General features: G+C 27.9%; 11 protein-coding genes. 4 read left to right on the top strand and 7 right to left on the bottom strand.

Annotated features, from left to right (window positions below; all coding sequences use genetic code 11):
• Window positions 1-21 precede the first annotated feature (21 nt).
• From Q0K52_RS07300 to Q0K52_RS07285, 4 genes are read left to right on the top strand one after another with little or no spacing between them, the layout of a single operon-like run.
• Window positions 22-630: a hypothetical protein gene (locus Q0K52_RS07300; RefSeq protein WP_297298004.1), complete on the top strand. Its 609-nt coding sequence runs from the start codon at window positions 22-24 to the stop codon at window positions 628-630.
• 37 nt (window positions 631-667) lie between these two features.
• Complete coding sequence (locus Q0K52_RS07295) at window positions 668-1,225, top strand: TetR/AcrR family transcriptional regulator (protein ID WP_297298002.1); 558 nt, start codon at window positions 668-670, stop codon at window positions 1,223-1,225.
• 30 nt (window positions 1,226-1,255) lie between these two features.
• Window positions 1,256-3,004, top strand: coding sequence for an ABC transporter ATP-binding protein/permease (locus Q0K52_RS07290; protein ID WP_297298000.1), 1,749 nt, complete (start codon window positions 1,256-1,258; stop codon window positions 3,002-3,004).
• A gap of 25 nt (window positions 3,005-3,029) precedes the next feature.
• A complete protein-coding gene (locus Q0K52_RS07285) occupies window positions 3,030-4,688 on the top strand; it encodes an amino acid ABC transporter ATP-binding/permease protein (RefSeq protein WP_297297998.1) in 1,659 nt (552 codons plus the stop codon).
• Window positions 4,689-5,105: 417 nt separating this feature from the next.
• Here Q0K52_RS07285 and Q0K52_RS07280 read toward each other — a convergent pair whose 3' ends face one another.
• The 7 genes from Q0K52_RS07280 to Q0K52_RS07250 all read right to left on the bottom strand — a co-directional run bounded on the left by Q0K52_RS07280 (window position 5,106) and on the right by Q0K52_RS07250 (window position 12,283).
• Entirely contained in the window at window positions 5,106-6,308 is a 1,203-nt protein-coding gene (locus Q0K52_RS07280; protein WP_297297996.1) for an ABC transporter substrate-binding protein, read from the bottom strand.
• Window positions 6,309-6,361: 53 nt separating this feature from the next.
• Window positions 6,362-7,168 carry an ABC transporter permease gene (locus Q0K52_RS07275; protein ID WP_297297994.1) on the bottom strand — a complete coding sequence of 269 codons (807 nt, stop codon included), beginning with the start codon at window positions 7,166-7,168 and terminating at the stop codon, window positions 6,362-6,364.
• Between the two features lie 12 nt (window positions 7,169-7,180).
• Window positions 7,181-7,999 carry an ABC transporter permease gene (locus Q0K52_RS07270; RefSeq protein ID WP_297297992.1) on the bottom strand — a complete coding sequence of 273 codons (819 nt, stop codon included), beginning with the start codon at window positions 7,997-7,999 and terminating at the stop codon, window positions 7,181-7,183.
• Complete coding sequence (locus Q0K52_RS07265) at window positions 7,996-9,054, bottom strand: ABC transporter ATP-binding protein (protein ID WP_297297990.1); 1,059 nt, start codon at window positions 9,052-9,054, stop codon at window positions 7,996-7,998. Before Q0K52_RS07265 ends, Q0K52_RS07270 begins: the two co-directional genes overlap by 4 nt.
• Before the next feature lie 378 nt (window positions 9,055-9,432).
• Window positions 9,433-10,224 carry a hypothetical protein gene (locus tag Q0K52_RS07260; RefSeq protein WP_297297988.1) on the bottom strand — a complete coding sequence of 264 codons (792 nt, stop codon included), beginning with the start codon at window positions 10,222-10,224 and terminating at the stop codon, window positions 9,433-9,435.
• 117 nt (window positions 10,225-10,341) lie between these two features.
• On the bottom strand, window positions 10,342-11,397 hold the full coding sequence (locus Q0K52_RS07255; RefSeq protein WP_297297986.1) for a hypothetical protein: 1,056 nt from the start codon (window positions 11,395-11,397) through the stop codon (window positions 10,342-10,344).
• Between the two features lie 613 nt (window positions 11,398-12,010).
• Window positions 12,011-12,283, bottom strand: a complete 273-nt coding sequence (locus Q0K52_RS07250) for a hypothetical protein (protein ID WP_297297984.1) — start codon at window positions 12,281-12,283, stop codon at window positions 12,011-12,013.
• Window positions 12,284-12,333: the final 50 nt, after the last annotated feature.

The raw sequence follows: 12,333 nt of genomic DNA, 5'->3' as shown, positions 1-12,333 counted from the left end.
ATAAAAATAACGGGGATATTTATGAATATAATTAAGTGCATCGTTATAATCAATATAATTTCTTTAAGTTTTTTTGATATTGCTTATAGCGAGGAAGATGATAAAAAAAACAGACTTGTATCAGGTTTGGATAATAGATTTTTTTCAATAGGAATTTACAGCAGTGCTGATACAATAAAAACAAGTGTCAATATAGAATTGGGCTTCAAATTATTTAAGTATAATAATTTTGAAATGAAAAGCTACACTTCTGTAATTGGTTCAAAAATATATGATGATAATCCTGATTTATACCAATTAGGATTTATGCAAAAAATAACATTTGGAGGAAAAGACGTATATACAGGTGATATTAGTATAGGAAGATATGCTTTTGCATTTGTAAGTTTTGGATTCTTATCATTTGATCCTGATAAAAGCGGAAAATTTTTATTTAGCAAACCGCTTTATTGGGAAGTTGGAGGCGGTGCTGGTTTTAATATTAATGTAAGCAAACATGTTGCAATAGTATTAGAATTTGGAGGAGGACTTCATGACATATTTAGCGGAAAGGATTTAGGATATCCAAAAAAACTTGATATGGTAGGTTTTGGAAGAAGGAGTATGGGAGTGAGATACTATATATTTTGAAAAATACTAAAAATATTAATTATAGGACAATTTTATTATGAACAATATAGTAACTTCAAAAGAAGATATATTAAAAGCAAGCAGGGAATTAATAAAAATAAAAGGACTTAATGCTATAAATATGCGTTCAGTTGCTGAAGCTGCCAATATAGCTGTAGGTTCTATTTATAATTATTTTAAATCTAAAGAAGAACTTACAATTGCTGTAATAGGAAGTGTTTGGTTTGATATATTTCACCCAACAAAGGTATGTTTAGAATCTGAGAATTTTATAGAAAGCATTGATTTAATTTTTAAGAGTTTAGAAAAAGGAAGTAAAAAATATCCAAAGTTCTTTTCAACCCACCCTACAATGGTATTCGGAAAAAGTAAAAATAAAGGTATAAACATGATGAATACTATTATTCAGCATATGAAAGACGGACTGTGTAAAACTCTTATGAATGATAAAAATGTAAGAGAAAATGCATTTGATGAAAATTTAACTCCTGAAACATTCATCAATATAGTATTTTCATTTATTATAAGCTCTATGATGAGCGGCAATTATGATAGTTCTGCAATAAAAGAGATAATAAAAAGAACTATTTATTAATATATATAATAATTAATATAAGGAAAATTTATGATAAGTAAAAGACTTATATCTTTAATGGGCAGTGCCAAAAAATATATAGCTTGGCATGTTGTAATACAGCTTATTAATCTTGCACTTAATATAACAGCAGTATTTTTTATGGCTGACATTATACAAAAAGCAGCTCAAGGAAATGTAGTAAAAGATGATATAATAAAAGTATCCGCTGCTATTTTTGTTATAGTAATATTAAGATTTATACTTAATATTTTAATGGCTAAAATGTCATATAAGGCTTCAGGCAGAGTAAAACAAACTTTAAGAGAAAAAATATATAATAAACTTTTAACATTGGGAAGCAGATATAAAGAAAAATTTTCTACAAGCGAAATTGTACAAATATCTATGGAAGGCGTTGATCAATTAGAAGTATATTTTGGAAGATATTTGCCTCAATTCTTTTATAGTATGATAGCTCCTATTATACTTTTTTGTGTACTTTCTACTATAAGTTTAAAATCAGCTGTTATACTTTTAATATGTGTTCCTCTAATACCAATATCTATTGTTGCTATAGTAAAAATTGCTAAAAGAATATTAAAAAAATATTGGGGAAGCTACAGCGATTTAGGTGAAATATTTTTAGAAGATGTACAGGGACTTACAACTTTAAAAATATATAAAGCTGATGAAAAGAAAAATGAGGAAATGAATATAGAAGCTGAAAAGTTTAGAATTGCCACAATGAATTTATTATTCATGCAATTAAACTCTACAACTATAATGGATATAATAGCTTACGGCGGAGCTGCTTTAGGAGTAATAATTTCAGTACTTGAATATATGAAAGGAAATATAAATTTGGCAGGAACATTCACTATAATAATGCTTTCTGCTGAATTCTTTATTCCTTTAAGACTTTTAGGTTCATTCTTCCATATAGCTATGAATGGAATTTCTGCAAGCGATAAAATGTTTGAAATATTGGATATGAAAGAAGATGATAAAAGAGTAAATAATATAAACAGAGAAAACGAGGAAATAACTTTTAAAGATGTAAGTTTCGCATACAATGAAGATAAAACTATATTAAAAAATATAAATCTCACTATAAAAGAAAAATCATTTGTTTCTATAGTAGGAGTTTCAGGTTCTGGAAAAAGTACTATTTCCGGATTAATATCTTTAAAGAATGAAAATTATAAAGGTTCTATAAAAATCGGTGATATAGAGCTTTCTACAATAGATAAAGATGATTTATACAAAAGAATAGTTGTTGTTGATCATAATAGTTATTTATTTGAAGGCACTGTATATGATAATTTAAAAATGGCAGGAGATCATATTACAGAAAAACAGATGAATGATGTATTAAAACAAGTTGAGCTTTATGACTTCCTACAATCTGAGAATGGATTACAAACTAATATAATGGAAAAAGCTGCAAATTTATCAGGCGGACAAAGACAGAGATTAGCTTTAGCAAGAGCAATACTTTTAAATGGAGACATATATATTTTTGATGAAGCTACTTCAAATGTTGATATTGAGAGCGAAGAAAGCATTATGGAAGTTATAAGAGATATTGCAAAAGAAAAAACAGTTATATTAATATCTCATAGACTTTATAACTGCATATTATCAGATCATATATATTTCTTAAAAGACGGAGTAATAAAAGAAGAAGGTACTCATACTCATTTAATGAATATAAATGGAGAGTATGCAAAAATCTATAATGAACAAAGCAATTTAGAAAGCATTACAAAAGGCGAAAGCTTAAGAATAGCTATTTGATAAATTTAAAAAATAGGAGTTTACAATGCGTAGAAGCGGTATAAGAATTATGGCGGAACTTATTGGTTTAATTGCTCCGCTTATGCATGTTATGATATTGGCAATAACCACAGGAGTATTAGGATTTTTATGTGCTATATCTATAACTATATTTGGAGGATATGCCATATTAACATATTTGGGGTTAAGTTCTATATTTACAATAAAGACAATATTTATTACTGTTTTAATACTCGCTGTTTCAAGAGGATTATTACATTATGCAGAACAATTAAGCAACCATTTCATAGCATTCAAATTACTTGCATTGATAAGAGATAAAGTTTTTAAAGCATTAAGAAAATTATCTCCTGCAAAACTTGAAGGCAGAGATAAAGGTAATTTAATAGCATTAATAACAAGCGATATAGAATTGCTTGAAGTATTTTATGCACATACTATTTCACCAATAGCTATAGGTGTATTAACTTCTCTTATAATGACAATATTTATAGGAAGTTTTAATATTATATTAGGTGCTATTGCTTTATTAGGATATTTCACTATAGGTTTTATAATACCTTATTTCTCATCAAAATTGGGTAAAAATACAGGTATGTCTTATAGAAATGATTTTGGAAAATTAAACAGTTATTTTCTTGACAGCTTATGGGGAATAAAAGAAATACTTCAATTCGGATACGGTGAAAAAAGAAGTAAAAATATAGAAACTAAAACTGATAATTTAATGCATCTTAATGAAAAACTAAAACAATATGAAGGATTCATCTCAGGAGTTACAACTTCTGCAGTATCAATATTTACATTGGCAGTATTAATTGCAAGTATTATAATAACAAAAGATGTAAAAAATAATTTTGTTAATATATTAATACCTACTATAGCAATGGCAAGCTCATTCGGCCCTGTAATAGCATTAAGCAATTTATCAAATAATTTGTTTATGACATTAGCAAGCGGAGAGAGAGTATTAAATTTACTTGCTGAAAAACCTATTATAGAAGAAGTATACAATGGAAAAGAAGATTTAGAATTTAATGGTCTTGAATGTCAAAATGTAAGTTTTGATTATGAGGGCGAAGAGATATTAAATGATTATAATTTAGAAATAGAACCTAATAAAATAATAGGTATAAGCGGAAAAAGCGGAAGCGGTAAATCTACCCTACTAAAATTATTTATGCGTTTCTGGGATATTAAAGAAGGAAGTTTAAAAATATCTGATACAAATATAAAAGATATAAATACAAATAAGCTTAGAGATATGGAAAGTTATGTTACTCAGGAAACTTCAATATTTAAAGACACTATAGAAAATAATATAAAAATAGCAAATAGTAATGCCACAAGAGAAGAAGTTATTGAAGCATGTAAAAAAGCATCTTTGCATGACTTTGTAATGACTTTGCCTAATGGATACGATACTAATGTTGGAGAACTTGGGGATACTTTATCAGGCGGAGAAAAACAGCGTATAGGAATAGCAAGAAGTTTCTTACATAAAGCACCTTTCATACTTCTTGACGAACCTACAAGCAATCTTGATAGTTTGAATGAAGCTGTTATATTGAAGTCTATAAAAGAGAATACTGCAAATCAAACTGTAGTACTTGTTTCTCATAGACTTTCAACTTTAAATATAGCTGATAAAGTTTATCAAATGAAAGCTGACAGAGTAAGTTAAAATTCATATAACCAAAATAATATCAAAAAAAGCCAAATATATTTTTATATATTTGGCTTTCCTTTTTTATTCTTTAATAATTAAAGATACTTAAATAATTACATTTTGTCAAAAATAAAGTTAATATTTTATTTTGATATATAAGGATTTATATGCTACATAATCCCACACTTTCTTTTTCCACCAAAAGAATAACAAAAAACTCACATATTACAGCTAATACTTAAGGATATGTATCAAAATGTAGTGTAATACCATATTTCATGTCAAAAATGCAGTCTTTTTGGTTCTTTGTGCCAATACCGCAGGCACTCCCTTCGATCGCAAAAGAACTGGGGGTTCGGGGGCTAGCCACCGAAAATAATAACAATATAAAAACTAATTTTAACAAACTTAAAAATTTTCAGTATACAATAATTAATTTTCTCTTTTTTTCATTTTGCGTAATACTATAATTACAGCACAAAGTACAATTATAACACCTAAAGAAACAGGTATTACCCAGCCTTTATATGTAGAATCATTAGAAAGTATTTCATTCCATAAATTTTCCATTAAAATATTAGTATCATCTGGCAAAGTGATATATACTTCACAATTATCTAAAGTTTCTTTATCCGGATATATTATTTTATTATTTTTAGTATTATCGCTCATTATTGCAATAGCTCCGTCATTTGGAGAAGCATAATTAATATACTCTATATTAGCTAAAGCAATTTCAGGCTCACAAAGGAAGTTAATATACATTTCTGCCAATTCAGGAGAACCAGAAGCAGCAGGTATACATATAGAATCTACAAATAAGTTAGCACCTTTTCTAGGAATAACAAAATTCAAATCAGGATTGCTGTCTATCATAGATAAAGAATCACCAGCATAATAAACACCTAAAGCAGCCTCTCCAGCTTCCATTTTATCGTATATTTCGTCCATTACATAAGACTGTACTAAAGTTTTTTGTTCTTTTAATATTCTTGCACATTCTCTTAATTCTGTTTCATTAGTAGTATTTAAAGAATATCCTAAATATGCCTGAGCTATACCAAAAGCATCTCTAGGGTTATAATACATAAGTATTTGACCTTTATATTTTTTATCAAAAAGTATTTTCCAATCTATTTCATTTTCAGCTTCTGTTACTAATTTTCTATTATATACAATTCCTGTTACACCCCAAGTATAAGCCAAAGAATATTCGCCTGTAGGGTCAAAAGGAAGATTTTTAAATCTATTAGCTATATTAGTATGAGCTGGAATATTGTTGTAATTTAATTTTCTTACCAAATTTTCTTTTATTAATTTTTCTATCATATAATCTGAAGGTATGATTACATCGTATTGAATACCTCCAACTTTTAATTTAACATAAAGCTCCTCATTAGAAGCAAAAGTTGAATAATTAACTTTTACGCCTGTAAGTTCTTCAAATGCTTTATTTACATCTAATGAACCGTCTGAACCGTCAGAAATATATTCTCCCCAGTTATAAACATTTACTGACAAATTTTGCCCTTTAAACTTGTGATAATAATTGGTATTAAAATTACCAAAATTAACAGTTTGTCCGCTTGCCATTACTGCAATAGACATTAAAATGGCAAAAACTTTTTTTTTCATTTTTACATTTCTCCTTTTTAAATAAATTTTTTTTTTATAAAAATTAGATTATTTTATTTATTTCTTTTTCTTTTTAGCTGAAGTAAATATTTTTCTTTCTTTATCTCTTTTAAATTCATAATGACAAGACTAATAAGTACAACTATAAATATAACTGTAGATATAGCATTAATCTCCGGACTAACACGTTTTCTAGTCATAGAATAAATAGTTATAGGCAAAGTCTGAGAAGTGATACCTGTAGTAAAATAGCTTACTACAAAGTCATCAAGAGAATAAGTTAATGCCATTAAAAATCCAGCAAGTATTCCGGGAAGTATATCTGGAATTACAACCTTCCAAAAAGCCATAGAAGGAGTACAACCCAAATCTAATGCTGCCTCATATAAACTATTATCCTGCTGTCTTAATTTTGGCAAAACATTAAGAATAACATAAGGAACATTGAAAGTAATATGTGCTAAAATCAAAGTTGTAAATCCGAATTTCAATTTCATTATAACGAATAAAAGCATTAATGATATACCTGTTACAATCTCCGGATTTATTATAGATATATAAGTTACTCCCATAATAGCACTTTTCATTTTTTTATTGAAACTATTAATACCAATAGCTGCCATAGTACCAAGCACTGTAGCAAATATGGAAGAAACAGCAGCTACTATTATGGTATTTAAAAATGAATGAAGTATTAAATCATTAGAAAATAATTCTTTATACCAATGTAAAGTAAAACCTGTAAATACGCCTCTTCCTCTGGCTCTGTTAAATGAAAAGAATATAAGTATAGCTATAGGAGCATACAAAAATAAAAATATAAAAGCAATATAACTTCTTGATAGTATTTTCTTTATCATAACGGCATATCCTTATAAAAACATACCCTTAACATCTTCATCTTCTTCATCTATTTGCTGCATAAGCATAATAGCACATAAAGATATTACAATAAGAACCAAACTTATAGCCGAACCCAAATTAGGATTATAAGACATACCTAAAAACTGCATCTCTATTAAATCGCCTATAAGTATATTAGATCCGCCTCCAAGCATACGTGAAATTACAAAAGTACTGACCGCAGCCACAAATACCATAGTAACACCTGCAGCCATGCCAGGCAAACTTAATGGAAATATTACTTTACTGAATACATTAAATGAATTTGCTCCTAAATCTTGAGAAGCCTCTATTAAACTTTGATGTATTTTTGTCATAACTGAATAAAGCGGAAGTATCATAAAAGGCAAATAGTTATATACCATACCAATTAAAACAGCCGCTTGAGTATTTATTAATTTAACTGGAGAAAGTCCCATAAAAAGTAATGCTTTATTTATTAAGCCATTATTTTCTAATATACTCATCCAAGCATAAGTTCTAAGAAGAAAATTCATCCACATAGGAAGCATAACTAACATTATAAGTGCATGCTGAATAGTTTTCTCCTGTCTTGATATATAATATGATAAAGGATAAGCCAATATTAAACATATTATAGTGGCAATAGTAGCAAGTATAACAGAACGCATTATAACCGGAGTAAATGCTGTAACACTTGAAAAATTATCTAAAGTGAAATCTCCCCTCTGATTGGTAAAAGCAAAATATATTACCAAAAAAAGCGGAACTAATACAAAAACTAATGTCCAAATTAAATAAGGTACTGCTGGAATTTTTGATTTCATATTATCACCTCTTCTACAGTTTTTTTCATAATATGAATATTTTCTTTGGAAACATCTATTCCTATTTCTGTGCCTGCTTCCCATTTTTCTGTTGAATGTATTATCCATTTATATCCATGGGCATCAAGTATCATTTCAAAATGAACGCCTTTAAATATAGCTGATTCTACCAAACCAGATATATTAGCATTTTCAGGAGGCACAACTATTATATCTTCCGGACGTATAACTACATCAACTTTTTCTAATTTTTCAAATCCCTTATCAACACAATCAAACACATATCCTGCAAACTCTACAACATAATCATCATGCATAATACCGTCTATGATGTTGCTCTCTCCTATAAAGTCTGCTATAAATGCATTCTTTGGTTCATTGTATATATCTTCAGGAGTACCTATTTGAAGTATCTCTCCGTCTTTCATAACTGCAACAGTATCACTCATTGTTAATGCTTCCTCTTGGTCATGAGTAACATATACAAAAGTAATTTCTAATGACTGCTGAATTTTCTTTAATTCTATTTGCATCTCTTTTCTGAGTTTTAAATCCAATGCTCCCAAAGGCTCATCAAGAAGCAAAACTCTAGGTTTATTAATTAATGCCCTTGCAATTGCAACTCTTTGCTGCTGACCGCCTGAAAGTCTTGCAATATTTCTGTTTCCGTAATTTTCTAAGTTAACCATTTTTAGCATTTGATTAACTCTTTCTTTAATTTCTGATTTAGGAACTTTTTTTAAATTAAGACCGAATGCAATATTTTCAAAAACATTAAGATGAGGAAATAATGCATATCTTTGGAAAACAGTATTTACTTCTCTTTTATAAGCTGGAGTATCATTTATAACTTTTCCGTCAAAAAGCACTTCTCCAGAATCCGGCTTTATGAAACCAGCTATTGTTCTTAATATAGTTGTTTTTCCGCAGCCTGATGGTCCTAAAAGAGTTAAAAATTCTTTGTCTTTGATATCAAGATTAAGATTTTCTAGTATAGTATTTTCTTCATACGAAACATTGATGTTTTTTAAAGACACGATAATATTATCGACCATAAACGACCCCCTATGCGTATATTTACAATAGCCTCCGTAAAATTACGTATATACATATTAACGTATAAAACGCAGTTTACTCGTCGCTTACCCGCATAGGGTTTTTTTCGTTCTAGCTATTTATAGATTAATAAACTATAATAAGCCTTTCTTAGTCAACAGATACACCTGCAAAGAATATCCATTACTCGAGCTATTGCATAATTATTTTTTTAATTGGATTCAATATAATACAAATACAAATAATGTCAATACTATAAATAGATTTTTTTATTCATTTTTTAAATGTTTTACATAATCATAATTTTTAACTACAAATAAAAAATGGAGGATTTTTTAATCCTCCATTCATTGTTTCGTATATAAAAAAATTATATGCTAGTTTATTTTTTTAAAACTTCCTAATGACATGCTAGAATAAGTAAAACCAATGGAGGCAATAGTTATTTTATTGTTAGCATCTATTTGAAAATCCCAGTTAATAGATGATCTTTTCAAAGATATAGTTAAAGTATCCTTAGTATCATTCAAAGACATCTCAGTACCTTTATAAAAATTTTCTTTCACAACAAGCTTTCCAGTAGAAGCATCATTTATGAAGAATGAAACAGGTATTTTTATAATTTTTGTATTTGAAATTGTAACAAATGTATCATCAATAGTTACACTTACAGTTGAACCCGATATATTTTGTCTTTGCCAAGTACCTTTATACTCTGTTGGTATAACTCTATCTGTTCTATCAATATCAATAAATCCTTCTATTATTGTACCATCAGTATTTTTCAAATAAATAGTCCCTACATTATCATCGGTTTTAGAAAACATAATAATTCCGTTATAACTATTATTATATACTATATACTCTTTATAAGTTCCTGTATAATCATCATCTCCATCTGCATTTTTACTGTAAATACTGCTTTTATCAAAAGAGTAAGTTCCTAATCCGCTAATACCTCCATCTTTAATGGTTATTTGATAAGTATTACCGTCCATACTAAAAAATTTATAGTCTTTACCTTCATACACAGAAGATATTCCATTAGCTTTATAAGAAGATTCTACAACTGTACCGCCATCATTTGTAGGATCTGAAACATTATTGCCGCAGCCGACAATTAACAAACTAGAAATTAACAAAGTAAATAAAAATAATTTTTTCATCATACAGATTTCTCCTTATCAGCATTCTTAATAAAAGATATATATTTTTATAAATTAGTCAATATAAATATAATATTATTACTAAAAAAATTAAATCAAAATACCTGATATTTTTAATTATCAATAATTATATTCCAATGCTATTTCAAATGTATGTTCCAAAATTTCATTACTTTTAAAAGGCGTATAATAATTAAAAGTAAAACTAAAATTATTATAATTGATAAGAAGTTTTGCATTTAAATCCATTTTATAATTAGGCGAATGAGAAAAATAAGTTATTATATTAAATAAATTGTTAAGGAAAGATAAATAAAGTCCTACAGAGTAAAATGAATGACTATCTTCATAAAAATATTCTACATAAGGACTAAGTATAAAATCATAATTATAAAGAAAAGTATAACTGATACCTAATAAACTTTTTATATCATTAAGACTTTTTCCTAAATTATTGCTGCTTAAAATATTATAAGTAACATTTCCATAAAGTTTAAAGCCTATATCAAATATATATGAAGCCTCAAAACCAAGCATTAAATTATTTTTCTTTTGTAAGTCATAAGTATATTTTGTTATTCCCATTAATCCCAAATGAGATGAAGAATATTTCAAATAATACCAAGAAGTATAATACTGAGGTTCTTTCAATAAATCTATTGATTTAGTGTCCGTAATAAAACCTATTGAATGAGTAATATTTCCCTGATAAAAATTAAGCTCGGTATTATATAAAGCCTCATAATCATTATAAAGCACGCTTTCACCAACAAACATATACTGCCTGTTAAAACCTTCGCCGAAATGGAATTTTCTCTTTCCTATATAAAAACCTAAAATTCCATTGATATAATTAAATTGTATTTCATCAAATGTAAAAGCGAAATATGCCTTATTATCATTTTGTTTTATTAGATTACCGTTATCATAAATAAGTTCTCTATTGTCTTTTGTGTATATTCTAATTGCAGGCTTGAATGAAAAATAAAAATTATTATTAAGATATTCAAAACCTAAATAAAAATAAGTATCATTACTTAATATTGAATTTGGTATATATTGGCTTTCTTTTAAATCTATATAATTAAAACTGTTCTTTATACCGAATTTAGGAGTGATATCGGCGAATGCTATAGAGGATACAGCAAATATAAAAAATAAAAAATACCTTTTCATAAATCACAATTATCAACTTAATATATACATAAACAACTATATTTTGTCAAAATTAAAATTAAAATTAAAATTATATTTTCTTTTTAATATATGGGGCTTTGCCCACCGCTCTGCGTGCTTACGCAATACCCCAGTTCTTTTATTGGTATAAAAGAACCAAAAGAACTGCATTTTAGTATAAATATAGGATATATCCTATATTTAATAAGTATTTTTAAAATATAAAGTTCTAGCAATTGCGTTTTCGCAAAGCGTATCCGAGCTTGTTGAGGATATAGCTACTTTGGCAAAGCCCGCAGAGCGTGTGCGGAAAAAAAGTAGATAAAATTTACATAAAGTGCATCGGCTGACAAACTTAAAAATTTTTAGCATATTATCAATTACAAACCAATTATATAAATATTTTTCATTTTCAAAAAATTACATTATATAACCCACCCAAACCCGCCCTTATTGTTAAACAAACATTTTTAACAAAATGAGCCAACAAATTTAAAAAAATCTAAAAATAATTAAATTTTCTTCTCCTTAAAGTATTCGCCCACGGTAACGCTCAACATTATCAAACGCCCACTGTAAGCGACCGAAGGAAGTACTGTAAGTATGCGGTTTATTACTCTTTAATTTTCTTCTCCTTAAACGTTAATAATTTATCTCTGTAGTATTCGTATTGCTTTTTTCTTAACTCTATTTCTGCAGGCAAACCTGAAATAATGTCATTACATAATGCCTCAAAACGGTCAAGTATTTTAACAATGCGTTCTTGATACTCGCCGTATCGGCTTCCCGCACGGTAATGCTCAAAATTATCAAACGCCAACTGTAAGCGACTGAAGGAAGTACTGTAAGTATGCGGTTTATTACTCTTTAATTTTCTTCTCCTCAAAAGTTAGTAATTTATCTCTATAATATTCATATTGTTTTTTACGCATTTCA

This window comes from uncultured Brachyspira sp. (assembly GCF_944390845.1).
Taxonomy (GTDB): Bacteria; Spirochaetota; Brachyspiria; order Brachyspirales; family Brachyspiraceae; genus Brachyspira; species Brachyspira pulli.
The sequence above is the reverse complement of the archived record's forward strand: the minus strand, read 5'-3'. Positions and strand labels throughout refer to the sequence as shown.

Coding starts and splice junctions, on each gene's coding strand:
- Q0K52_RS07280 (WP_297297996.1), bottom strand. CDS start 6,308: ATGAAAAAAAAAGTTTTTGCCATTTTAATGTCTATTGCAGTAATGGCA.
- Q0K52_RS07270 (WP_297297992.1), bottom strand. CDS start 7,999: ATGAAATCAAAAATTCCAGCAGTACCTTATTTAATTTGGACATTAGTT.
- Q0K52_RS07260 (WP_297297988.1), bottom strand. CDS start 10,224: ATGATGAAAAAATTATTTTTATTTACTTTGTTAATTTCTAGTTTGTTA.
- Q0K52_RS07300 (WP_297298004.1), top strand. CDS start 22: ATGAATATAATTAAGTGCATCGTTATAATCAATATAATTTCTTTAAGT.
- Q0K52_RS07295 (WP_297298002.1), top strand. CDS start 668: ATGAACAATATAGTAACTTCAAAAGAAGATATATTAAAAGCAAGCAGG.
- Q0K52_RS07265 (WP_297297990.1), bottom strand. CDS start 9,054: ATGGTCGATAATATTATCGTGTCTTTAAAAAACATCAATGTTTCGTAT.
- Q0K52_RS07285 (WP_297297998.1), top strand. CDS start 3,030: ATGCGTAGAAGCGGTATAAGAATTATGGCGGAACTTATTGGTTTAATT.
- Q0K52_RS07275 (WP_297297994.1), bottom strand. CDS start 7,168: ATGATAAAGAAAATACTATCAAGAAGTTATATTGCTTTTATATTTTTA.
- Q0K52_RS07290 (WP_297298000.1), top strand. CDS start 1,256: ATGATAAGTAAAAGACTTATATCTTTAATGGGCAGTGCCAAAAAATAT.
- Q0K52_RS07255 (WP_297297986.1), bottom strand. CDS start 11,397: ATGAAAAGGTATTTTTTATTTTTTATATTTGCTGTATCCTCTATAGCA.